Source organism: Pantoea sp. EKM20T (genome assembly GCF_011800485.1).
Taxonomy (GTDB): domain Bacteria; phylum Pseudomonadota; class Gammaproteobacteria; order Enterobacterales; family Enterobacteriaceae; genus Pantoea; species Pantoea agglomerans.
In genome coordinates this window covers 213,098-235,446 of sequence record NZ_JAALFW010000003.1, presented here as the reverse complement: position 1 = coordinate 235,446, position 22,349 = coordinate 213,098, and the positions used below count along the sequence as shown (strand labels likewise).

Here is a 22,349-nt window from a genome sequence, read left to right as displayed (position 1 = left end):
AATTCAATGCTCGTTATCTACCCCTTATTAATACTTTCTCGCATGTTTTTAAAAGCAATGATCAAGCCCAACCGGGAAGGAATGGTATGACTGAAAAGCAAAGCGTCCGCACCAGGGAGGGCGCGGCCGATCCGCATGGATGCGGGAATCCTTTGCGATCAGGCATACCTTTCCTGACCTTTCTCATCAGCCAAAAGCAATTTCTATTAATCCACCATCAATAGAAATATCCACTGTCCTGCTTCTTAAAGCGATGCATCAGCCCAACCGGGAAAGAAAGGTATGCCTGAAAAGCAAAGCGTCCGCGCCAGGGATGGCGCGGCCGATCCGCATGGATGCGGGAATCCTTTGCGATCAGGCATACCTTTCCTGACCCTGCTCCTTAATCTAAAGCGATTGTTTTTCCTGTCATACAAAAGAGAACCAAAGTCTTTGCTATAACTTAACCCTTTCATGAACTTGTACTTTCCCCCACCAGCCTGTATTGCTTGTAGCCTGACAAAAACAAAGGTCGCCAGCGCCATGCACATTGCCGAGCTAAACCAACATCCCGGCTTCGCCGGACAAACCGCACAACTGTTGCACACTGAATGGTCACACCTTCCTGCATGGTCTCACCCGCCTGCCATCCTTGAGCGTTTAAAACAGCGCAATCAGAAACCTTCGGCAGAATTTACTCTTATTGCCACACCGGATGGCGAAACGGTGGTCGCGACCTGCAGCGTCATTCGCTATGAACTGGATGACATTCCGGCACGAGAATTCTGGATTGGTGAGGTGGTGACGGACAAGACATTCCGGGGTCAGGGCGTGGCAAAAGCGTTAATACAGCAGGCGATTGCGCGAGCCAGACAACAGCAGATGGGTGAACTGTGGCTCTATACACCCGATCAACAGGCGTACTATCAGCGTTCAGGATGGCAGGCGGTGGAACAGCGGCAAATCGCGGGTGAAGAAGTCACGGTCATGGTGCTGCGCCTTGCGCAGTAAAAGGCGGCTCCTGCGAGCCGCCATTGACCGGAGTACTGAAGAACTCAGGAAGGTAATCGCTTAACGGGCGCGTTCTGCTGACGATCCCAGATGACCGTCAGTAACCGCTGCAGGGTGATAAACGCAAACAGCAGAATTCCGATGGCGATCTTGGTCCACCAGGAACTCAGCGTACCGTCGAAGTTAATCCAGGTCTGAATCAGCCCCTGAATCAACACACCGAACAGCGTGCCCAAAACTGTACCGACACCACCCGACAGCAGCGTGCCGCCAATCACCACTGACGCGATCGCATCCAGCTCCACACCCAGCCCTGCCAGCGCATAACCTGCCGAGGTATAAATCGAGAACACGATCCCGGCCAGCGTCGCCAGCGTGGTGGAAAGCATATAAATCTTAATGGTGGTCGCGCGGGTCGAAACACCCATCAGCTGGGCTGATGTCATATTGCCACCGATGGCGTAAACCCGGTTACCAAAGCGCGTGCGGTGCGCCAGAATAATCCCGCCAAACACCACTACCAGCATAATCACCGCCAGCAGGCTGAGACGCCCACCGCCCGGCACTTTCCACGCCAGACTGGAAAGCATGCTGTAGAACGGATGATCGATAGGAATTGAGTTCTCCGACACCAGATAACTGCATCCGCGCAGGAAAAACATCCCCGCCAGCGTAATGATAAATGCCGGAATCTTCAGTGCATCGATCAGCCAGCCCATCATGGCGCCGAACAGCGCGCCCAGCGACAGAATCAGCGCAAAGGCCAGCAAGGGATCGATATGAAAATCACCGATCGCCCGGGCAAGAAACACGCCGGTAAAGGCGATCACTGCACCCACAGACAGATCGATACCGCCCGATAAAATCACGAAGGTCATGCCGACGGCGATAATCCCAAGGAAAGCATTATCGGTCAGAATATTGCAGATTACCCGGGTGGAGGCAAAGCCCGGAAACTGACTCAGACAAAACAGGTAACCCGCCACAAACACCAGCAAGGTGATCATCAGCGGAAGATGACGTTTAATCATGTCGGGCGTCTCCGTTTCAACATCGCAATAAACCGTGGTGACTGCAGCAACAGCACGCACATCACCACCACCGCTTTCACCACCTGATTCAGCTCAGGCGGGAAGCCGGAGAGCAAAATCCCGGTATTCATCGACTGAATAATCAGCGCACCGATCAGCGACAACACCAGATTAAAGCGGCCACCCATCAGCGACGCACCGCCAATCACCACGGCGAGAATCGCATCCAGCTCCAGCCATAATCCGGCGTTATTGGCATCCGCACCGCGTATATCCGCCGCGACGATCAGCCCCGCAACAGCGGCACAAACGCCACTTATGGCGTAGGTTGACATCACCACCAGCCAGCCTGTCACACCCGCGTTACGGGCCGCGCGCAGATTAATCCCCACAGCTTCGATAAACAGACCCAGCGCGGTTTTGCGCGTCAGCAACCAGACCGCCAGCGCTACCACCAGTGTGATCCAGACCGGGACCGGCAACATCCACAGCGAGCCGTTACCAAACCAGCCAAGACTGTCACTGTCGAACGTCACAATCTGCCCCTGCGTAATCAGCTGAGCGATTCCGCGCCCGGCGACCATCAGAATCAGCGTGGCAACAAATGGCTGAATACGCAGCAGCGCCACCAGCACGCCATTCCATACGCCACAGGCTAAACCGGTTCCCAGCGTGCAGAGAATAATAAACGGCACACCGTGTCCGGCTACGGTCAATGTCGCAGCCGTCGCGCCTGCTATCGCCATCACCGCACCCACGGAAAGATCGATGCCGCCGGTGGCGATCACCAGCGTCATCCCGATCGCCAGCAGGGCAACCGGTGCCGCACGGTTAAGAATATCGATCGGACTGCCGAACAGACGCCCATCCTGCAGATGCACGGCAAAAAAGTTATTGGCCACCAGACTGTCAATCAACAGCACCAACAGCAGCGCGGCGATTTGCGGCATCCCTGGCGGGAGTTTCAGCTTACGACGTGGCGTTTTTTCAGATGTCATAGGGGACTCAAGCATGTTTTACCCCTCCGTCCGCGATAGCATTGACGATCGACGCTACCGAAAGCTGCTCCAGCGGAATTTCTGCCACCTGCTTCAGATCGCGCATAATCAACACCCGATCGGCATAACCGACCAGCTCTTCGAGTTCAGAGGAGATCACCAGCAGCGCCAGACCGTCGGCGCACAGGGATTCAATTAAACGGATAATCTCGGCGTGCGCGCCCACATCAATGCCGCGCGTCGGTTCGTCGAGGATTAAAAACTGCGGTTTGGTCACCAGCCAGCGCGACAGCAGCACCTTCTGCTGGTTGCCGCCCGATAACAGCTCCACAGGCTGCTCTGCATGCGGCGTACGAATACCCAGACTCTTGATAAAACGATCGGCAATCGCCTGCTGCTCACGCTTCTTAATTGGCCGTAACCAGCCGCGCTGCGCCTGCAACGCCAGAATAATATTTTCACGAACCGAGGCCGCGCCGATAATCCCGTCAGTCTTACGATCTTCCGGGCAAAAACCCATGCCCAGCTGTGAGGCTTTCGCCGGATTAGTAATGCGCTGCACCTTGCCTTTGATCTTCGCTGTCCCTCGGTCGGCACGACGAATACCAAACAACACCTCGGCGGTTTCGGTGCGGCCCGAACCCAGCAGCCCCGCCAGTCCTACGACTTCGCCTGGACGAACTTCCAGGTTAAAGGGCTCGATAGTGCCTTTCCTGCCGTAATCTTCAAACGACACCACCGGCTGATTGCTGCGCAGCGTGCTGCCCTGCCGCTGCAGTGCGGTCTCCAGCAGTTCGCGACCCAGCATCAGCTTAATCAGCTCAATCTGCGGCAGCGTGGCGGTATCGCGGGTGGCGATAAACTGCCCGTTACGCAGCACGGTAATCCGGTCAGTAATGCGGTACACCTGGTCGAGAAAGTGCGTCACAAAAATCAGGCTCATCCCTTTGGCTTTTAACTGCGCCATCAGGGTAAACAGCATCTCAACTTCGCTGGCATCCAGACTGGCTGTCGGCTCATCCAGGATCAAAACCTGGGCGGAAAGATCGACCGCGCGGCAGATGGCGATAATCTGCTGCATCGCCACCGAGTAGTGGCCCAGCGGACGTGTCACATCAAGGGAAAAACCATAGTTCCGCATCAGCGCATCGGCCTCCCGCACCATCCGGCGACGGTCAATCATGCCAAAGCGGCGTGGTTCGCGGCCAATATAGAGGTTATCTGCCACCGACATGTTCGGCAGCATATTCACTTCCTGATAAACGGTGCCGATGCCCATCTCCTGCGCCTGCGCCGTATTATGCGGCGTAATCGGCTCACCATTCAGGGTGATGGTCCCTGCATCACGGCTGTAAACACCGGTCAGCACTTTAATCAGGGTGGATTTGCCGGCACCGTTCTCCCCCAGCAGCGCCATGATCTCCCCTTTACGGATATCAAAGGAAACATTATTCAGCGCTTTGACGCCGGGAAAACCTTTGCTGACGCCGCTGATGGATAACAGCGGTGTTTCATTTTGCGTGGTCATTCTGCTCACTCCGCCTCACGTCATGAAAAACCGCCCCGTAGGGCGGTCTGCGGCTGGTCTGCGGCTGATCGGTGAATCAGTAACCCATGCCTTTTTTGGTATCCAGCTCCTTCTGCGCGTCGGCAGGCAGGAACAGCTTAGATTCGGTCTTGATCACTTTTGGCGGCAGCGTGCCATCTTTCTTGAATTTTTCCAGCGCATCAAACGCCGGGCCAGCCATGTTTGGCGTCAGCTCCACGTTGGCGTTAGCCTCACCCGCCAGCATCGCTTTATAGATATCCGGTACACCATCAATCGAGCCGGTCAGAATATCTTTGCCCGGTTTCAGGCCAGCTTCTTTAATCGCCTGAATGGCACCGATCGCCATATCATCGTTATGCGCGTAAACCATGCAGATGTTTTTGCCGTTGTTCTCCGCCTTGATAAAGCTCTCCATCACCTCTTTACCCTTACTGCGGGTAAAGTCACCCGACTGCGAGCGGATCACTTTAATGTTTGGATGGTTGCTGATCGCTTCAGCAAAGCCTTTCTTACGATCGATTGCCACGCTGGCACCCACCGTGCCCTGCAGTTCCACCACGTTACACTGCTTGTCACCCACGGTTTTCACCAGCCAGTCGCCAATCAGCTTGCCTTCCAGCACGTTGTCAGCCGTCACCACCGCCTGATAGAGCGATTTGTCTTTTACCACAATGGCGCGGTCCAGCAGGTAAACCGGGATTTTGGCATCTTTGGCTTCTTCCAGTACCGGCTCCCAGCCGGTCTGCACCACCGGTGCGATGAAGATGGCATCAACGCCCTGAGCAATGAACGAACGTACCGCCTTGATCTGATTCTCTTGTTTCTGCTGTCCGTCGGCGATTTTCAGGGTGATTCCGCGTTTTTTGGCTTCGCTTTTCGCTACGTTGGTTTCCGCCGAACGCCAGCCAGATTCCGAACCTACCTGCGAGAAGCCGACCGTCATATCTGCAGCGAGTACCGGGCCGGTTAACGCGGCGCTGACCAGCGTGGTCAGAAGTAAACGTTTCCACATAGTTTTTAATCCTCTGAAAGGCGTTTGCTGTTTAGGGTAGAGAGCCTGCTTAGACTGGACTAAAAAAGCGTGCATAATGGCGACACACTTCACAAAACAGAGCAATTTAAAGGGGTTACGTGTAGTCACACGGTTTGGCTGACGAGGGAGTTATGGATAAAACGGCTGAGTAGAAAAAATCTGCTCGTTAAATAATTGTAATAAACAGAATCGCTTATGCTTACTGCCACTGGAAACGATTACAGCCAGGCGTACAAAACGGGTTATCCGGCCTGCGATGAACAAAAAATGGGATTTGTGATAGTCCGCACAGTAGATCGCTGGCCTGAGTCAGGGGCGAAACGTTTCTCTGGCACTAAGTGCAGAATGGTTAATTTTTTTTGGGCTAAAAGGGTGAGAAAGAAGCCACTAATGCATTGTCAGCGCTGAATAAGAAAAAAAATAATAGTTAACCTCTGCTTTTAAACGCTTTAAGCCGGCTCTGTCCGTAATAAGTTAGTGAGGTGTTTAAGATAGAGACGCTGAGTTGCTGGCTCAGACAATAGTAAAAAAGCCAGATATGGAGTTTTAGTGACTAATAAGGTGCTTTTATCTGATTTTCGCCTTTTTTAAGCCGCATGATCTGGACAGCATAAGCGTGCCCCCTATACTGAGCACTCCTTTGTTACTTCTATCTGTTATGGCAATGATGACTGCGCACGATTACCTGCTTAAATTCCGCAAAGTAAATAATTCAGACAGTCTGGAAAAGCTTTTCGATCATCTTAATTACTCCCTGACGAATGATCTGGAAATCATCAATATGTACCGGGCTGCCGATCACCGACGTGCTGAACTGGTCTCTGGCGGACGGTTATATGATCTCGGCTGTGTCCCTAAAACGGTGTGGCGCTACGTGGTCTGATTTTCGGCTGATTTATCGCTGTTTATCCCGCTGATCTTGTCCGGATGGGCGTGCCCCTCTGGACATGTTATTCTGCTGCGCTTCGACTCCCCGAGACAGGAATAACCACGATGAATGAACAGGTTGCTGCGCCGCGTATTGGTGGCTGGCTTTTGCTGCCGCTGGCCTGGCTGATAATGACCCTGTTAACCACCGTTCTGGTGCTGGCGATGTATCTGACACCACTGTTTAATCCGGAATGGCGTGTGGCGCTGTTTTCTCACGGCAGCACACTCTTCTCTTACTGGGCTATTTCCCTGCTCACCGCCGTGGCGGTCTGGGCTTATAGTCTCTGGATCAGCTGGCTGTTCTTTAAGCGCTCCCGCCGCCTGCCGCGTCACTACCTGCTCTGGCTGCTGATTACCGTGCTGCTGGCGCTGAAAACCTTTGCCTTTACGCCGGTTACCGATAGCCGTGCCCTCCAGACATTACTGCTGTCGCTGCTGGCCGCTGCGGTGTTTGCGCCCTACTTCAAACGCTCAAAACGGGTAAAAACGACCTTTATCGCGCCATAACGCTGTGAGTTATGTCAGGAATTTAATTCTGAGTGCGGTCTGCCGCTCAGCAGATGGCGCAGGTGTTGAGATACGCCGCGCTATCAATGATAATAAGCCGCTTTCTGGCTCCCAGGCGAAAAAATGACCGATTATCTGCTTCTCTTTGTTGGCACCGTGCTGGTGAATAACTTCGTATTAGTGAAGTTTCTCGGCCTGTGTCCTTTTATGGGCGTTTCCAAAAAACTGGAAACGGCGATTGGCATGGGCCTCGCCACGACATTCGTCATTACCCTGGCCTCGATCTGCGCATGGCTGGTCAACCATCTGATCCTGCTGCCGCTGGATCTGGTCTATCTGCGTACCATGGCCTATATCCTGGTGATCGCCGTCGTGGTGCAGTTCACCGAAATGGTGGTGCGTAAAACCAGCCCGTCGCTCTATCGTCTGCTGGGTATCTTTCTGCCGCTGATCACCACCAACTGTGCGGTGCTGGGCGTACCTCTGCTGAGCGTCAACCTTAACCACACCTTTATGCAGGCCGCGCTGTATGGTTTCAGTGCCTCTATCGGCTTCTCGCTGGTGATGGTGCTGTTCGCCGGTATGCGCGAGCGGCTGGTGCTGGCCAATGTTCCTGCCCCGTTTAAAGGCAACTCCATCGCCCTGATTACCGCGGGCCTGATGGCGCTGGCGTTTATGGGCTTCAGCGGTCTGGTGAAATTCTGATGACCGCGATCTGGATTGCTGTTGCCGTATTAAGTGCGCTGAGCCTGGTGTTCGGCGCGCTGCTGGGTTACGCCTCGCGCCGCTTTGAAGTCGAAGAAGATCCTATCGTTGAGCAGATTGATGCCATTCTGCCGCAGAGCCAGTGCGGTCAGTGTGGCTATCCGGGCTGTCGCCCCTATGCGGATGCGGTCGGTAACAATGGTGAAGCGATCAATAAATGCGCGCCAGGTGGTGAGCAGACCATGCTCAAGCTGGCAGCCCTGCTTAACGTTGAACCGCAGCCGATTGATGGCGATGAAACGGCGAAAGAGCCGGTGCGCACCGTGGCGTTTATTGATGAAGCCAACTGCATTGGCTGCACCAAATGTATTCAGGCTTGTCCGGTAGATGCGATTGTCGGGGCAACCCGCGCCATGCACACCGTGCTGAGCGATGTCTGCACCGGCTGCGATCTCTGTGTCGCGCCCTGCCCGACTGACTGTATTGAAATGCGTCCGGTTGCCACCACGCCAGCTAACTGGAAGTGGGATTTAAATACCATTCCTGTACGGGTGATCCCGGTAGAAACTCATGCTTAATCTGTTTAACTTCCTGAAAAAAGAGAAGGTCTGGGATTTTCAGGGTGGTATTCATCCGCCGGAAATGAAAACCCAGTCCAACGGCACGCCGCTCTCCGAACTGCCGTTGCCGCACCGTTTTATTATCCCGCTGAAACAGCATATCGGACATGAAGGTGAGATCTGCGTTGCGCCTGGCGACAAAGTGCTGCGCGGTCAGCCTCTGACATTTGGCACTGGCCGCATGCTGCCAGTCCACGCGCCCACCTCCGGCGTGATTGAAGATATCGGTCAGCATATGACCGCGCACCCTTCAGGTCTCTCTGAGCTTTGCATTTTCCTGACGCCAGATGGCGACGACCGCTGGATGCCGCTGGATCCGCTGCCTGACTACCGGCAGCATCCGCGCGCCGACATTGTGCAGCGTATTCACGACGCCGGCATTGCCGGTCTCGGCGGCGCGGGTTTCCCCACCGCCACCAAACTGAAGGGCGGCCTGCGCGGGGTTAAAACCCTGATTATTAACGCGGCGGAGTGTGAACCTTATATCACCGCTGACGATCGTCTGATGCAGGACTACGCTGCCGAAGTCCTGGAAGGCAGCCGTATTCTCGCCTGGGTGTTACAGGCTGAACAGGTGCTGATTGGCATTGAAGATAACAAGCCTGAAGCCATTGCCGCACTGAAGCAGGCGCTGGGTAGCGAGCGCGATCTGCACATCCGGGTCATCCCGACCAAATATCCCTCCGGCGGTGCCAAGCAGTTGACCCGCATCCTGACCGGGAAGGAAGTGCCGCACGGCGGGCGTTCCTCCGATATCGGCGTGCTGATGCAGAACGTCGGCACCGCCTGGGCGGTTAAGCGGGCCATTATCAATGGTGAACCGATCACCGAACGCGTTGTAACGCTGACCGGCGAGGCGATTGCCCAGCCGCGTAACGTCTGGAGTCGTCTCGGCACCCCGATCAGCCATCTGTTACACCAGGTCGGGTTCACGCCTGCGCCGCGTCAGATGGTGATCATGGGCGGTCCGCTGATGGGCTTTACTCTGCCATCGCTGGATGTGCCAGTGGTGAAGATCACCAACTGTATTCTGGCTCCATCTGCCAGTGAAATGGGCAACAACGACGAAGAGCAGTCCTGCATTCGCTGTTCAGCCTGTGCCGATGCCTGTCCGGCCAAACTGCTGCCGCAGCAGCTTTACTGGTACAGCCAGGGCGGCGATCACGATAAAGCGCGCGCTCACCATATTGATGACTGCATCGAATGTGGTGCCTGCGCCTATGTCTGCCCGAGCAATATTCCGCTGGTGCAATATTACCGTCAGGAAAAAGCGGAACTGCGCGCCATTGATCTGGAAGCGAAACGCACGCTGGAAGCCAAAGCACGCTTCGAAGCACGCCAGGCGCGACTGGAGCGTGAAAAGCAGGCTCGTGAAGCGCGTCATGAAGAGGCGAAGCAACGCGTTGCCCGCACCGATACCAGCGAACTGGCTGCGGCCAAAGCGCGGGTGAAAGCCCGCCAGACGGCCGAACCGGATGAGGCAACGCTTGAAGCCCAGCGTGAAGCCCGCCATGCGCAGGCGCGTCTGCGTCAGGCCGAGGCGCAGGCTGAAACCCAGCCGGTGACGCGTCAGACCGTCGATCCGCGTAAAGCGGCAGTTGAAGCGGCTATTGCCCGGGCGAAAGCGAAGAAAACAGTGCCGGTTGATGCGGCGGATAACCAGGCTGAGGCCAGTGTCGATCCGCGTAAATCGGCAGTAGAAGCCGCCATCGCCCGCGCCAAAGCGAAGAAAGCCGCTCAGGCGGAAAACGCCGAGGCTCCGCAGGCCGCAACCGACAGCGCTGCAGACGCCGCGCCGGACGCCGCCGCTGAAAGCGATCCGCGTAAAGCCGCGGTTCAGGCTGCCATCGCCCGTGCCAAAGCGAAGAAAGCCGCACAGGCTGAAGGCGCCGAGGCACCGCAGGCCGCAACCGACAGCGCTGCAGACGCCGCCGCTGAAAGCGATCCGCGTAAAGCCGCGGTTCAGGCCGCTATCGCCCGCGCCAAAGCGAAGAAAGCCGCACAGGCTGAAAACGCCGAGGCACAGGCCGCAGGCGACAGCGCTGCAGAGGCTGCGCCAGATGCCGCCGCTGAGACCGATCCGCGTAAAGCCGCGGTTCAGGCCGCCATCGCCCGCGCCAAAGCGAAGAAAGCCGCACAGGCTGAAGGCGCCGAGGCACCGCAGGCCGCAACCGACAAAACTGCAGAAGCCGCGACAGACGCCGCCGCTGAGACCGATCCGCGTAAAGCCGCGATTCAGGCCGCCATCGCCCGCGCCAAAGCGAAGAAAGCCGCTCAGGCGGAAAGTGAGGCGGATGCCGCTTCACGTGATGCCGCAGCACTGGCTACCGCCGCGCATTTTGCGGTGGATAAAGCGGAGCAGGCCCAGGAGCAGGCAAACAACGCCAATGCAGAACCTGAACAGGCACCTGAACTGAATCAACCCGATGATGCGCGCAAGGCCGCTATTGCTGCCGCCATCGCCCGTGCCAAAGCGCGTAAAGCGCAGTCGTCTACGACGCTTGAGGATTAAATGGCTTTTCGTATCGCAAGTTCTCCTTACACCCATAATCGCCGCAGCACCGGCAATATCATGCTGCTGGTGGTGCTGGCCGCGGTGCCAGGTTTTGCTGCACAGTGTTATTTCTTTGGCTACGGCACCTTTTTACAGGTCTTACTGGCGACGCTGACCGCCTGGCTGACAGAGGCAGCGATTCTGCGACTGCGCAAAGCGCCCGTTGCCAGCACGCTGGCAGATAACTCGGCGCTGCTGACCGCCGTCCTGATCGGTATCAGCCTGCCGCCGCTGGCGCCGTGGTGGCTGGTGGTGATCGGTACCCTGTTTGCTGTCGTCATTGCGAAGCAGCTCTATGGCGGACTGGGCCAGAATCCGTTTAACCCGGCGATGGTCGGCTATGTGGTCCTGCTCATCTCCTTCCCGGTGCAGATGACCAGCTGGTTGCCGCCCGATACGCTTCAGGCGATCAAACCCGGGCTGATGGACAGCCTGAGCATGGTGTTCCGGGGCCACACGCTGGCGGGTGAAACCATGCAGCAGTTACAGATGGGTGTTGATGGCATCAGCCAGGCGACGCCGCTTGATACGTTTAAAACTGGTTTACGCGCGGGGCACAGTGCTGAACATCTGCTGGCGCAGCCGATTTACAGCGGCGTGCTGGCGGGCCTCGGCTGGCAGTGGGTTAACGTGGGTTATCTGGCCGGCGGCCTGTTCCTGCTTTGGAAAAATGCTATCCGCTGGCATGTCCCTGCCGCCATGCTGCTGTCACTGGCCTTCTGCGCGACGCTGGGCTGGTTCTTCTCACCAGAATCGCTGAACAGCCCGCTGATTCATCTTTTCTCCGGTGCCACCATGCTGGGTGCGTTCTTCATTGCCACCGATCCGGTGACCGCTTCAACCACCAACCGTGGCCGCCTGGTGTATGGCGCGCTGATTGGACTGCTGGTCTGGCTGATCCGCAGTTTTGGCGGTTATCCCGATGGCGTAGCGTTTGCTGTGCTGCTGGCGAACATCTGCGTGCCGCTCATCGATTACTACACCCAGCCGCGCGTTTACGGCCATCAGAAGGATTAAGCGATGCTGGAGACGATTCGCAAAAACGGGGTTACGCTGGCGATTTTTGCTGCGATCACTACCGCCGCCACGGCAGTGGTAAATACGGTAACCAAGCCGACGGTGGAACATCAGACCCTGTTGCAGCAGAAAAACCTGCTGGACCAGGTGGTGCCTGTTGAGCTTTATGACAACAACATCCAGCAGGACTGTTACGTTGTCACGGATGCAGCGCTGGGCAACAGTGCGCCGCACCATCTCTTCCTGGCGCGTAAAGGCGGCCAGCCGGTCGCGGCTGCACTGGAGACGACTGCACCTGACGGCTATTCTGGTGCGATACAGATGCTGGTCGGTGCCGATTTCCAGGGTAAAGTATTGGGCGTGCGGGTGATTGAACACCACGAAACGCCCGGTCTGGGGGATAAGATCGAACTGCGTATCTCTGACTGGATCAACAGCTTTAATGGCAAAGTGGTTCATGGTCCGGCGGATAAAGCTTTTGCGGTTAAAAAAGATGGCGGTGAATTCGATCAGTTCACCGGTGCCACCATTACCCCACGCGCGGTGGTCAATGCGACCAAACGCACCGCGCTGTTAATGAAAACGCTTCCGGCGAGACTCTCTTCGTTACCGGTATGTGGAGACGCAAATGAGTGAAGCTAAAAGCCTGCTGGTCGGTGGATTATGGAAGAACAACTCAGCGCTGGTGCAGCTGCTGGGCCTCTGTCCGCTGCTGGCGGTTACGGCAACCGCCACCAACGCGCTGGGTTTAGGTCTGGCGACCACGCTGGTGCTGACCCTGACTAACAGTTTTATTTCCGCCTCGCGCCGCTGGGTGCCATCGGAAATTCGTATCCCGATATATGTGATGATCATCGCCTCGGTGGTGAGCTGCGTACAGATGCTGATCAACGCCTATGCCTATGGTCTTTATCAGTCGCTTGGGATTTTTATCCCGCTGATCGTGACCAACTGCATCGTGGTTGGCCGTGCTGAAGCCGTCGCCTCTAAAAGCAGCATCCCGCTTGCCGCGCTGGATGGCTTCGCCATCGGCATGGGCGCGACCTGCGCCATGGTGGTGCTGGGATCGCTGCGCGAAATTATCGGCAGTGGCACGCTGTTTAACGGTGCCGACCAGCTGCTCGGTCCCTGGGCGAAGTCGCTGCGTATCGAAGTGGTCCATTTCGACTCGCCAATGCTGCTGGCGATGCTGCCGCCAGGCGCCTTTATCGGCCTGGGCATGATGCTGGCCGGAAAATATCTGATCGATCAGAAGATGAAACAGCGGGCAGCACTGCGTGCTCAGGCGGCCGAAACCGCGCCGCCTCAGGACGCTGTCGGGAAACCGGTGTGAATCAGACCAAACGCACCGAAATTCTCCGTCGGCTGCAGCAGAATAATCCGCATCCGACCACCGAACTCAACTTCAGCACGCCGTTTGAGTTGCTGATCGCGGTGCTGCTCTCGGCGCAGGCGACCGATGTCAGCGTGAACAAAGCCACCGCAAAGCTCTATCCGGTGGCCAATACGCCTGCCGCGATGCTGGCGCTGGGTGTGGATGGCGTGAAGGAGTACATTAAAACCATCGGCCTGTTTAACAGCAAAGCGGAAAATGTGATTAAAACCTGCCGCATTCTGCTTGAGCAGCACAACGGCGAAGTGCCGGAAGATCGTGCGGCACTGGAAGCCCTGCCCGGTGTCGGCCGTAAAACCGCCAATGTGGTGCTCAACACCGCCTTTGGCTGGCCGACGATTGCCGTCGATACTCATATCTTTCGCGTCAGCAACCGGACGAAATTTGCGCCGGGTAAGAATGTGGAAGAGGTGGAGCAGAAGCTGCTGAAGGTGGTTCCGGCGGCGTATAAGGTTGATTGCCATCACTGGCTGATTCTGCACGGTCGCTACACCTGCGTAGCGCGTAAACCCCGCTGTGGCTCCTGCCTGATTGAAGATCTCTGCGAGTATCCCGACAAAGTCGAGTGATTGCACTGATGAAAGACCCGCTGCGGCGGGTTTTTTATTATCCGGCGATCACTTCTGCTAACGCGTCTCCTGCCCGATCCCCCTTTTCGCTGCTCTCCCTGTTCGTACGAATAACAGTACAGTTTGTCGGGTTGTTACATTGATGTTGATGATGGAAAATCGCCGCCCCTGACGATAAGAAAATGTTATGACACAGTGAGTAAAGTAATGAACAAAAGCGCTTCTGCCGGAAGCCATCCTCTGCGCCTGTTTCTGGCGCGCCTCTGGCCACATCCGCTGGCAGTGAGTAAAAAGCATGTGGTGATCGCCGGACTGGGTGCCGGTATCGGCTTGATCCTGACCAGCCTGCTGAGCCACTGGGTGCTGGGCGAACTGAACCTGTGGTTTGTCGCGCCGGTCGGTGCCTCGGCGGTTTTACTCTTTGGTTTGCCCGCCAGTCCGCTGGCTCAGCCGTGGGCAATCGTCGGCGGCAACAGCCTGTCAGCGCTGGCGGGCGTTACCGTCAGCCAGCTGATCCCGGATCCTGCCCTTGCCTGCGGCGTCGCAGCCTGTGTGGCGATCCTGTTAATGTTCCAGCTGCGCTGTCTGCATCCGCCCGGCGGTGCCGTTGCGCTGACCGCTATTCTGGGCGGCCCTTCGGTGCAGCAGCTTGGATATCACTTTGTCCTGACGCCGATCCTGCTCAACTCACTGACCCTGGCCCTGCTGGCTCTGCTGTTTAATAATCTGGCCGGTCGTCGCTATCCGCATCCGCTGGCCCCGGAAGAAGTTAAACCCGATCCGGTAGCCATGCCGGTCCCGCTGACGCGTGCGGATCTGCATCAGGCTTTACAGGACGGTGAACTGCTGGATATTGACGAGGATGATTTGCAGGCGCTGCTGCTGCGTGCTGAAGAGATTGCCCAGCGCCGTCAGTTCAGTGGCTGAAACCTGTCTGCCCGCACTGTTACATCTTTCACTGTCGGCGCGACTTCTGGCATTCAGGTCTCCCCTCAACCCTGGTCCTGAGAAGTTGATCGCTGCCACAGTTTTACTCTGCCGCTTCGCCCACGCCACTCCGTAACATACTGATAACACAACCGTCCAGGCCGTACGCCCATCGGCTCCTGGGCGGATGCCCATAGAGCTGGCCTTTTCAGCGCCCTACACTTTGCTCTTCTTTACGTTTCTCACGAGGAAGACCGATGGATAGCGCCTTGTCCCCGCAGCACGATGAGCTGATCGCCTCCGCCATCAAAAAGTTCTTCACCCATATCATCCCGATGCTGGTGGTGATGCTGATTATTAACCAGATCGACCGCGCCAATATTGGCTTTATCAAAGCGGAGTTGCGCACCGATGCCGGGATCAGCGCGGCGGCCTTTGGGCTGGGCGCGGGCCTCTTTTTTATCGGCTATGCGCTGTTTGAGGTGCCGAGCAACCTGATGATGAAGCGCTTCGGCGCCCGCGTCTGGCTGACGCGCATTATGATTACCTGGGGACTGGTGGTGGTCCTGACCGGTTTCGTCACCTCACCGATCCAGTTTTACCTGCTGCGTTTTTTACTTGGCGTAGCGGAAGCAGGCTTCTTTCCTGGCGTGCTGTTCTATTTTCGTCAGTGGGTGCCCAATGCCTGGCGCGGCCGCGCCACCGCGATGGTGCTGAGTGCCACCGCTGGCGCCTTTCTCTTCTCCGGCCCCATCACCGGCGCGATCCTGATGATGCACAATTTCATGGGGATTGCAGGCTGGAAGTGGGTGATGTTTCTCGAAGGCGGTGCGTCGGTGCTGGTCGGCATTCTCGCCGCCTGGGTGCTGGTGTCACGACCTGGCGAGGCGCGCTGGCTGAGTGCTGCGGAGAAACAGGCGCTGGTGCAGCAGCTGCAGAATGAAGAGACGCAGCGTGACGAGCTTAACCGCGAGCCAGGCAAAATGTCGCTGCTACGTAATCGCAGCCTGCTGTTCTTCTGCGCGATCTTTTTCACTATGACCATGACCGGCTATACGCTGGTGTTCTGGCTGCCGCAGATTATTCAGCGCATTCAGGGCTTCAGCAGTTTTGGCATCGGCATTCTCACCGCCGTGCCCTGGCTGTGCGCCATTATTGCTATTAATCTGCTGAGCCGCTTTTCAGACCGCCACCGCGACAAGCTCGATAAAGCGCTGGGTTTCGCCATGCTGGTCGCGGCCTGCGGCACCTTTATGGCCACGCTGGGTTCCCCGTGGTTTGGCTTCCTGGCGATGATCGTGGCCTGTATCGGCTCGAAAGTCAGTGCGACCTTTTTCTGGCCGATGCCACAGGGAGAGCTGCCCGCCTCGATTGTCGCGCCGGGCATTGCGCTGGTGAATTCCGTTGGCAACCTTGGCGGCTTCTTCGCGCCGACGGTGTTTGGCTATCTGGAGATGAAGACCGGCTCCACTACCGGCGGTCTCTATGCCCTGACCAGCGTCTCGTTGCTGACCGGGCTGTGGCTGCTGCTGCGCCGCAAGCCATCCCCGCCTTCCCTTGATCCTATGGAGAATCAACATGTCAGACAGTCCAGTCATTAAAACAATGCGGGTAGTGCCGGTCGCCGGATATGACAGCATGCTGCTGAACATTGGCGGCGCACACAACTGCTACTTTACCCGTATCCTGGTGATCCTGACTGACTCGGCTGGCCGTACCGGCGTCGGCGAAAGTCCCTGTCACGCTTCAACGCTGGCGCTGCTTGAGCGCTTTCGTCCGCAGATTGAGGGCAGCGAACTCCTGCGGCTGAATGCCACCATCGCCACGCTGTTTGCCAGCGACGCACGACACCAGCAGACCGCGCATACCGACGATATTCATATTCCGCAGATGAACCCGGAGAAGTTTTACAACGCCACCGCGGCGATTGAAGCGGCGCTGCTTGATCTGCTGGGTCAGCACCTGAATCTGCCGGTGGCCGAGTTACTTGCCAGCGGCAAGCAGCGCGATCGGGTGCCGGTCCTTGGCTATCTGTTCTATATCGCCGACCGTAATCTGACCAACATGAACTATCAGGCGGGCCACGCGGGTGGTGATGCCTGGCTGCAACTGCGTCATGAGAAAGCGATGGACGCGGAAGGCGTGGTGCGGCTGGCGGAGGCGGCAGCGGATCGCTATGGCTTCCGCGATTTCAAACTCAAGGGCGGTGTGCATCACGGCGAAGTGGAAGTGGAGACGGTCAACGCCCTGCTGGCGCGCTTCCCGCAGGCCCGGGTAACGGTTGATCCCAACGCCAGCTGGTCGCTGGATGAGGCCATTTATTATGGCAAACAGCTGGCGGGCCGCATCCCCTATCTGGAAGATCCCTGCGGCGCGGAGCATGGCTATTCCGGTCGGGAAACGCTGGCAGAATTCAGGCGGGCCACCGGCATTCCGGTTGCCACGAATATGATCGCCAATGACTGGCGACAGTTGCAGCATGCGCTGCAGCTGAATGCCATCGACATTCCTCTGGCCGACCCACACTTCTGGACGATGCGTAACGCACACACCGTGGCGCAGCTCTGCCATGAGTGGGGCCTGACCACCGGCTGCCACTCAAACAACCACTTTGACGTGTCGCTGGCGATGGTGGCGCATCTGGGGGCCGCCGCACCCGGTGATCGCCTGACCGCCTTTGATACCCACTGGATCTGGCAGGATGGGCAGCAGCTGACGCAGCATGCGCCGCAGATTCGGGATGGCTATCTGGAATTGCCAGAGGGGCCAGGGCTGGGGATTACCCTGAATATGGAACGGGTTGAAGCGGCACATGCACTCTACAACTCGCTACCGGATAAAAACCGAAACGATGCGCTGGGCATGCAGTTTCTGATCGATAACTGGTCCTTTAACGCAAAACGCCCGGCCATGCTGCGCTGACGAGCATCGCCCTGTGACAGTGTCACAGGGTGATCGCGTTTAGCGTTGCGCCAGCGCCGCCTGCATCCAGGCAATCACCAGCGGAGAATCTTTGTCCTGCAGTGCGGCGCGTTCCGACTGAAACAGCGTGGCGACATAGAATGGGTGATCCGGTAGCTCGACGCCACGCACATCGCCCGCGTTGTCCCAGGCAGTAATGCGCAGCGTATTATCGCCCAGCGCTGCACTGAATTCCGGGTTAACACCAAAGTTACAGTGATAACCTTCATCACTCTCCAGCGCGCCATAGGCTCTGGCAATGCGTGACCCGGGTCCGAACCTCACCGCGCCGCGCTGTTCCACCAGCGAGCAGCTCAGCGGGGCAATCACCATCCTTCCCTCGGTGTCTGTCTCGGCATGACTGGCATCCTGCCAGCCCAGTACGTTGCGCGCATATTCGATCAGCGCATACTGGAATCCACCGCAGGAGCCAAGAAAAGGCTTTCCGGTTTCACGCACCCAGCGGAGTGTGTCAAACACGCCGGCATCATTTCGATAGGGGCTACCGGGCACCACCCAGACGGCGTCGCTGAGTTGCAGTTCTGACTCATCCAGTCGGTCAGTGGCGATCCACTCCGCTTCAGCGGTGATATTCAGCCAGCGGGCAGCACGTTCAATAGCAAGGGGGATAGCCTGATGGGCAACCGCATCGGCGCGGTAGTCACCAACCAGAGATAAACGCAGGGGGGACGACATAAACAGATCCTTCTCGGGGAAATGGAGAGGTTACAGTAATGTTAATTTTCTGTCGAGGGCGAGCTGAAAGCGGATTATCGCGATACGTTTTTTAACACGCACGGGCGGCTTTTCACCGGCAGGCTGAGCTGATTTTTATCTTGCCTGCGCCTGCGAGCACCCTCAGCTCCCGCGTCAGACGAGACGACGCAACCGGTTTCTTTTTTTCCTTTCTGAAATAAATCATCTGTTTGTGCACAGGATCATCATTTGACGTTTTTTGCGGCAATGCCAGGCGTGTAATGTCCGATAATTCGGCAGATTGACTGTGAATTAACCAGCAACCTGCCATTAGTGCTGCCTGATTATCATTCAGCAAACTATTTATCTGGTTAACCGCGCATTAGCAGTTAATGTTAATACTCTCCAGTGCGAGGCGCTTATCCAGCGTTTATGCGCTGCTATTTTCCCTACACTCAAAATTAAAAACCAATTAACAGTTTGCTATAAGTTTTTTAACCCAACATTCCAGGGTCGGGCGGGTTGTCAGAAAATTCTTGCCCTGCCGCCCGTAATCAGCCAAATTAGTCGCCGCTTTTCCCTTCTAATAACAATCTTGCGCATGGAAAACTCACATGACGCGGACTTAATTCCTGTCCCGAAACAGGGTATGAAAAAACTGAGGTACATGTGTCAACTGCAAACAAACACACTGATGAGGCTGTCAGTCTCAATGCGTTTAAACAGCCGAAGGCGTTCTACTTAATCTTCTCGATTGAGTTATGGGAACGTTTTGGCTTCTATGGCCTGCAGGCCATTATGGCGGTTTACCTGGTGAAGCAACTGGGGTTGTCTGAATCAGACTCCATTACCCTGTTCTCTTCATTCAGTGCGCTGGTGTATGGCCTGGTCGCGATTGGCGGCTGGCTCGGTGATAAGGTGCTGGGTACCAAACGCGTCATCGTGCTGGGTGTCCTGGTGCTGGCGCTGGGCTATGCGCTGGTGGCGTTCTCCGGTCATAACGTCAGCATTGTCTACATCGGTATGGCGACCATCGCGGTGGGTAGCGGCCTGTTTAAGGCAAACCCCTCTTCGCTGCTCTCTACCTGCTATGACAAAGATGATCCGCGTCTCGACGGTGCTTTCACCATGTTCTATATGTCGATCAACATCGGTTCACTCTTCTCAATGATGCTGACACCGTGGTTAGCGGCGAAATATGGTTATAGCGTAGCCTTCTCACTGTGCGTTATCGGTCTGATCATCACCCTGTTTAACTTCCTGTTCTGCAAACGCATGGTTAAGGATTACGGTTCTAAACCCGATTTCGCTCCGTTGCAGATCGGAAAACTGCTGATGACGCTGGTCGGCATCGTCGTACTGATCGCACTGGCCAACTGGATGCTGCATCACCAGTCTATCGCACGACTGGTGCTGGCGGTGATTGCCCTGGGTATTGTGCTGGTGTTTGCCAAAGAGGCCTTTGCACTGCAGGGTGCGGCACGTCGTAAGATGATTGTTGCCTTCCTGCTGATGGTCGAAGCGATTCTGTTCTTCGTGCTTTATATGCAGATGCCAACGTCACTCAACTTCTTTGCTATCCGCAACGTTGAGCACACCATTCTCGGCATTACTTTTGCCCCCGAGCAGTTCCAGGCGCTGAACCCGTTCTGGATTATGCTGGCCAGTCCGCTGCTGGCGGCGCTCTATAACAAGCTGGGCGATAAACTGCCGATGCCGCACAAGTTTGCCTTTGGTATGGTGCTCTGCTCCGCTGCGTTCCTGGTGCTGCCGGTGGGTGCGAAGTTCGCCAGCGATGCCGGTATCGTTTCCGTTAACTGGCTGATCCTGAGCTATGCGCTGCAGAGTATCGGTGAGCTGATGATCTCTGGCCTCGGCCTGGCGATGGTGGCACAGCTGGTGCCTCAGCGTCTGATGGGCTTTATCATGGGTTCCTGGTTCCTGACTACCGCTGGCGCGGCGGTGATCGCCGGTAAAGTGGCAAACCTGATGGCCGTGCCTGAAAACGTTACCGATCCACTGATTTCGCTGGCGACCTACAGCCGCGTATTCCAGCAGATTGGTATCGTGACGGCGGTGATCGCCCTGCTGATGCTGATTACGGCGCCGATGCTGAACCGCATGGCGCAGGATCCTGACGCGAAAAAAAATAACGTGCAGGCGTAATTCACGCTGCACTTCAGCTAAGCCGGGCTCTGCCCGGCTTTTTTTATGGCTTGCCGCAACGCCCTTCGCAGATCCCTGATCTTTGTCACTGGTAATCCCGCTTTGACTCTTTACTATGCAAGGATCCCATTGCAACAAGGAGTACCTGGTCATGAAACTGTTTTGCAAAGCGGGTGCCTGCTCTCTCTCACCCCATATTGTTATGCGTGAATGCGGACTCGACTTCACTCAGGTGAGTGTTGATCTGGCCACAAAAATCACTGAACGGGGCGATGACTTCCGCCAAATCAATCCTAAAGGCCAGGTGCCCGCGCTGCAGCTCAGCGACGGTTCTGTGCTGACGGAAGGCGTCGCCATTGTTCAGTACCTGGCGGATCTTAAGCCCGATCGCCATCTGCTGGCACCGGTTGGCAGCCTGACGCGTTATCACACCGTAGAGTGGCTCAGCTACATCGGCAGTGAGCTGCATAAAAGCTTTGGGCCACTGTTTCGTCCCGGTTACTCCGATGAGGTGAAAGCGCAGACCCGCAACCAGCTGGAAGCAAAATTCCGCTATGTCGATGAGTCACTGCGCGACAAACAGTGGCTGATGGGGCTGCATTTCAGCGTGGCGGATGCCTATCTGTTTGTGGTGACGCGCTGGGCAAAAGCGCTGGGACTGGATTTATCCGGCTTTACGGCGCTGGGCGCGTGGTTTGATCGTGTCGCGGAACGTCCTGCGGTGCAGGCGGCGCTTAAAGCGGAAGGCTTAGCCTGAGTCAACAGGGCCGGTTATCCGGCCCTGATGCGTTACAGTTTTTCTGCCGCGAAGTGCTGCGTCGGCGTGGCGATGGCATCCTGTGCCGCCACCAGCTGCAGTTCATATTCGCCCATCTGATGGGTTTTCAGCATCACCTCGTATACCGCTGCGGTGACATGCTCCAGCGCATCCTGCAATGATTTGCCGTGCAGCAGATTAACCAGCAGCAGACCGCTGGTGAGATCGCCCACGCCGACCGGCTGACGGACACCGAAATCGACCAGCGGACGGCTGATGTGCCAGGCATCTTCCGCCGTCACCAGCAGCATTTCAAAGCGATCGCTGCGACGACCCGCACGCGCCAGATGCTTCACCAGCACCACGCGTGGTCCCTGGGCAATCAGTGCCCGCGCAGCGTCTACCGCCGCGTCGACGTCTGTGACTGTGCGCTCGCTCAGCATCTCCAGTTCAAGCAGGTTCGGAGCGATAATGTCGCTGGCAGGCATCGCCATTTTACAGTGAAACTCCGCCACACCCGGCGCCACGATGCAGCCTTTTTCCGGATGGCCCATGACCGGATCGCAGAAGTACCAGGCATTCGGGTTGGCCGCTTTGACCTGACGGACAATCTGCAGAATCTGCTCGCCCTGCTCTGCCGAGCCCAGATATCCGCTCAGGACCGCGTCACAGGTCTTCAGGCGGTCGATGTCAGCAATGCCTTTAACAATGTCGGTTAAATGCGTTGCAGGCATCACCGTGCCGGTCCAGTGGCCATATTGCGTATGGTTGGAAAACTGCACGGTATTCAGCGGCCAGACGTTTGCGCCCATACGGCGCATCGGAAACTCAGCCGCCGCGTTACCAGCGTGACCAAAAACAACGTGCGACTGAATCGCTAAAATATTTTTCACTTGTTTGCCCTGTCCTGCCTTGCCATAAAAAAGGGCCGGAAACCGGCCCTGAA

The 22,349-nt window shown here is 56.6% G+C and carries 21 protein-coding genes; 15 read left to right on the top strand and 6 right to left on the bottom strand.

The window, feature by feature from the left end; all coding sequences use genetic code 11:
• Nucleotides 1-522 precede the first annotated feature (522 nt).
• The gene (locus HFD94_RS07080) at nucleotides 523-990 is read left to right on the top strand and encodes a GNAT family N-acetyltransferase (protein WP_122888913.1); all 468 of its coding nucleotides are present in this window, start codon (nucleotides 523-525) and stop codon (nucleotides 988-990) included.
• Nucleotides 991-1,034: 44 nt separating this feature from the next.
• Here HFD94_RS07080 and yjfF read toward each other — a convergent pair whose 3' ends face one another.
• The 4 genes from yjfF to ytfQ all read right to left on the bottom strand — a co-directional run bounded on the left by yjfF (nucleotide 1,035) and on the right by ytfQ (nucleotide 5,580).
• Nucleotides 1,035-2,021, bottom strand: a complete 987-nt coding sequence (yjfF, locus tag HFD94_RS07075) for a galactofuranose ABC transporter, permease protein YjfF (RefSeq protein ID WP_122888914.1) — start codon at nucleotides 2,019-2,021, stop codon at nucleotides 1,035-1,037.
• The gene (ytfT, locus tag HFD94_RS07070; RefSeq protein ID WP_010245375.1) at nucleotides 2,018-3,034 is read right to left on the bottom strand and encodes a galactofuranose ABC transporter, ATP-binding protein YtfT; all 1,017 of its coding nucleotides are present in this window, start codon (nucleotides 3,032-3,034) and stop codon (nucleotides 2,018-2,020) included. The genes yjfF and ytfT overlap by 4 nt, the downstream gene beginning before the upstream one ends.
• Nucleotides 3,027-4,547, bottom strand: a complete 1,521-nt coding sequence (locus HFD94_RS07065) for a sugar ABC transporter ATP-binding protein (RefSeq protein ID WP_010245377.1) — start codon at nucleotides 4,545-4,547, stop codon at nucleotides 3,027-3,029. Before HFD94_RS07065 ends, ytfT begins: the two co-directional genes overlap by 8 nt.
• 76 nt (nucleotides 4,548-4,623) lie before the next feature.
• A complete protein-coding gene (gene ytfQ, locus HFD94_RS07060) occupies nucleotides 4,624-5,580 on the bottom strand; it encodes a galactofuranose ABC transporter, galactofuranose-binding protein YtfQ (RefSeq protein ID WP_010245380.1) in 957 nt (318 codons plus the stop codon).
• A gap of 688 nt (nucleotides 5,581-6,268) precedes the next feature.
• On the opposite strand from ytfQ, the gene ydgT reads away from it, so the two are divergent.
• The 12 genes from ydgT to HFD94_RS07000 all read left to right on the top strand — a co-directional run bounded on the left by ydgT (nucleotide 6,269) and on the right by HFD94_RS07000 (nucleotide 17,745).
• Complete coding sequence (gene ydgT / locus HFD94_RS07055; protein WP_003853427.1) at nucleotides 6,269-6,484, top strand: transcription modulator YdgT; 216 nt, start codon at nucleotides 6,269-6,271, stop codon at nucleotides 6,482-6,484.
• 110 nt (nucleotides 6,485-6,594) lie between these two features.
• On the top strand, nucleotides 6,595-7,038 hold the full coding sequence (locus HFD94_RS07050) for a DUF2569 domain-containing protein (RefSeq protein WP_010245382.1): 444 nt from the start codon (nucleotides 6,595-6,597) through the stop codon (nucleotides 7,036-7,038).
• A 123-nt stretch (nucleotides 7,039-7,161) separates the two neighbouring features.
• Nucleotides 7,162-7,743, top strand: a complete 582-nt coding sequence (gene rsxA, locus HFD94_RS07045; protein ID WP_003853423.1) for an electron transport complex subunit RsxA — start codon at nucleotides 7,162-7,164, stop codon at nucleotides 7,741-7,743.
• Nucleotides 7,743-8,321 (top strand): electron transport complex subunit RsxB, encoded by a 579-nt coding sequence (gene rsxB / locus HFD94_RS07040; RefSeq protein ID WP_010245386.1) that lies wholly within the window; start codon nucleotides 7,743-7,745, stop codon nucleotides 8,319-8,321. Before rsxA ends, rsxB begins: the two co-directional genes overlap by 1 nt.
• Nucleotides 8,314-10,875: an electron transport complex subunit RsxC gene (gene rsxC / locus HFD94_RS07035; protein ID WP_167432941.1), complete on the top strand. Its 2,562-nt coding sequence runs from the start codon at nucleotides 8,314-8,316 to the stop codon at nucleotides 10,873-10,875. The genes rsxB and rsxC overlap by 8 nt, the downstream gene beginning before the upstream one ends.
• Nucleotides 10,876-11,934 carry an electron transport complex subunit RsxD gene (gene rsxD, locus HFD94_RS07030; RefSeq protein WP_010245395.1) on the top strand — a complete coding sequence of 353 codons (1,059 nt, stop codon included), beginning with the start codon at nucleotides 10,876-10,878 and terminating at the stop codon, nucleotides 11,932-11,934. It begins immediately after the preceding gene.
• A gap of 3 nt (nucleotides 11,935-11,937) precedes the next feature.
• On the top strand, nucleotides 11,938-12,570 hold the full coding sequence (rsxG, locus tag HFD94_RS07025) for an electron transport complex subunit RsxG (RefSeq protein WP_122888916.1): 633 nt from the start codon (nucleotides 11,938-11,940) through the stop codon (nucleotides 12,568-12,570).
• The gene (locus HFD94_RS07020) at nucleotides 12,563-13,267 is read left to right on the top strand and encodes an electron transport complex subunit E (RefSeq protein ID WP_010245400.1); all 705 of its coding nucleotides are present in this window, start codon (nucleotides 12,563-12,565) and stop codon (nucleotides 13,265-13,267) included. The genes rsxG and HFD94_RS07020 overlap by 8 nt, the downstream gene beginning before the upstream one ends.
• Nucleotides 13,264-13,896, top strand: a complete 633-nt coding sequence (gene nth, locus HFD94_RS07015) for an endonuclease III (RefSeq protein ID WP_010245402.1) — start codon at nucleotides 13,264-13,266, stop codon at nucleotides 13,894-13,896. The genes HFD94_RS07020 and nth overlap by 4 nt, the downstream gene beginning before the upstream one ends.
• 207 nt (nucleotides 13,897-14,103) lie before the next feature.
• On the top strand, nucleotides 14,104-14,823 hold the full coding sequence (locus tag HFD94_RS07010) for an HPP family protein (RefSeq protein ID WP_010670074.1): 720 nt from the start codon (nucleotides 14,104-14,106) through the stop codon (nucleotides 14,821-14,823).
• Nucleotides 14,824-15,080: 257 nt separating this feature from the next.
• Nucleotides 15,081-16,424 carry an MFS transporter gene (locus tag HFD94_RS07005; protein WP_167432940.1) on the top strand — a complete coding sequence of 448 codons (1,344 nt, stop codon included), beginning with the start codon at nucleotides 15,081-15,083 and terminating at the stop codon, nucleotides 16,422-16,424.
• The gene (locus HFD94_RS07000; protein WP_033786232.1) at nucleotides 16,402-17,745 is read left to right on the top strand and encodes an enolase C-terminal domain-like protein; all 1,344 of its coding nucleotides are present in this window, start codon (nucleotides 16,402-16,404) and stop codon (nucleotides 17,743-17,745) included. Before HFD94_RS07005 ends, HFD94_RS07000 begins: the two co-directional genes overlap by 23 nt.
• A 39-nt stretch (nucleotides 17,746-17,784) precedes the next feature.
• On the opposite strand, the gene HFD94_RS06995 is transcribed toward HFD94_RS07000, so the two are convergent.
• Nucleotides 17,785-18,480 (bottom strand): CTP synthase, encoded by a 696-nt coding sequence (locus HFD94_RS06995; protein WP_010670071.1) that lies wholly within the window; start codon nucleotides 18,478-18,480, stop codon nucleotides 17,785-17,787.
• A gap of 669 nt (nucleotides 18,481-19,149) precedes the next feature.
• On the opposite strand from HFD94_RS06995, the gene dtpA reads away from it, so the two are divergent.
• Together dtpA and gstA are read left to right on the top strand one after the other, a co-directional pair.
• A complete protein-coding gene (dtpA, locus tag HFD94_RS06990; RefSeq protein ID WP_010245419.1) occupies nucleotides 19,150-20,646 on the top strand; it encodes a dipeptide/tripeptide permease DtpA in 1,497 nt (498 codons plus the stop codon).
• 151 nt (nucleotides 20,647-20,797) lie between these two features.
• A complete protein-coding gene (gstA, locus tag HFD94_RS06985; protein WP_062757567.1) occupies nucleotides 20,798-21,403 on the top strand; it encodes a glutathione transferase GstA in 606 nt (201 codons plus the stop codon).
• A gap of 32 nt (nucleotides 21,404-21,435) precedes the next feature.
• Here the strand turns inward: gstA and pdxY are convergent, their stop codons facing one another.
• Nucleotides 21,436-22,296 carry a pyridoxal kinase PdxY gene (gene pdxY, locus HFD94_RS06980; protein ID WP_010245428.1) on the bottom strand — a complete coding sequence of 287 codons (861 nt, stop codon included), beginning with the start codon at nucleotides 22,294-22,296 and terminating at the stop codon, nucleotides 21,436-21,438.
• Between the last annotated feature and the right edge of the window lie 53 nt (nucleotides 22,297-22,349).

What these genes read in the sequence shown, in the direction of transcription:
- HFD94_RS07080 (WP_122888913.1), top strand. Translation starts at nt 523, where the DNA reads ATGCACATTGCCGAGCTAAACCAACATCCCGGCTTCGCCGGACAAACC.
- yjfF (WP_122888914.1), bottom strand. Translation starts at nt 2,021, where the DNA reads ATGATTAAACGTCATCTTCCGCTGATGATCACCTTGCTGGTGTTTGTG.
- ytfT (WP_010245375.1), bottom strand. Translation starts at nt 3,034, where the DNA reads ATGCTTGAGTCCCCTATGACATCTGAAAAAACGCCACGTCGTAAGCTG.
- HFD94_RS07065 (WP_010245377.1), bottom strand. Translation starts at nt 4,547, where the DNA reads ATGACCACGCAAAATGAAACACCGCTGTTATCCATCAGCGGCGTCAGC.
- ytfQ (WP_010245380.1), bottom strand. Translation starts at nt 5,580, where the DNA reads ATGTGGAAACGTTTACTTCTGACCACGCTGGTCAGCGCCGCGTTAACC.
- ydgT (WP_003853427.1), top strand. Translation starts at nt 6,269, where the DNA reads ATGACTGCGCACGATTACCTGCTTAAATTCCGCAAAGTAAATAATTCA.
- HFD94_RS07050 (WP_010245382.1), top strand. Translation starts at nt 6,595, where the DNA reads ATGAATGAACAGGTTGCTGCGCCGCGTATTGGTGGCTGGCTTTTGCTG.
- rsxA (WP_003853423.1), top strand. Translation starts at nt 7,162, where the DNA reads ATGACCGATTATCTGCTTCTCTTTGTTGGCACCGTGCTGGTGAATAAC.
- rsxB (WP_010245386.1), top strand. Translation starts at nt 7,743, where the DNA reads ATGACCGCGATCTGGATTGCTGTTGCCGTATTAAGTGCGCTGAGCCTG.
- rsxC (WP_167432941.1), top strand. Translation starts at nt 8,314, where the DNA reads ATGCTTAATCTGTTTAACTTCCTGAAAAAAGAGAAGGTCTGGGATTTT.
- rsxD (WP_010245395.1), top strand. Translation starts at nt 10,876, where the DNA reads ATGGCTTTTCGTATCGCAAGTTCTCCTTACACCCATAATCGCCGCAGC.
- rsxG (WP_122888916.1), top strand. Translation starts at nt 11,938, where the DNA reads ATGCTGGAGACGATTCGCAAAAACGGGGTTACGCTGGCGATTTTTGCT.
- HFD94_RS07020 (WP_010245400.1), top strand. Translation starts at nt 12,563, where the DNA reads ATGAGTGAAGCTAAAAGCCTGCTGGTCGGTGGATTATGGAAGAACAAC.
- HFD94_RS07010 (WP_010670074.1), top strand. Translation starts at nt 14,104, where the DNA reads ATGAACAAAAGCGCTTCTGCCGGAAGCCATCCTCTGCGCCTGTTTCTG.
- HFD94_RS07005 (WP_167432940.1), top strand. Translation starts at nt 15,081, where the DNA reads ATGGATAGCGCCTTGTCCCCGCAGCACGATGAGCTGATCGCCTCCGCC.
- HFD94_RS07000 (WP_033786232.1), top strand. Translation starts at nt 16,402, where the DNA reads ATGTCAGACAGTCCAGTCATTAAAACAATGCGGGTAGTGCCGGTCGCC.
- HFD94_RS06995 (WP_010670071.1), bottom strand. Translation starts at nt 18,480, where the DNA reads ATGTCGTCCCCCCTGCGTTTATCTCTGGTTGGTGACTACCGCGCCGAT.
- gstA (WP_062757567.1), top strand. Translation starts at nt 20,798, where the DNA reads ATGAAACTGTTTTGCAAAGCGGGTGCCTGCTCTCTCTCACCCCATATT.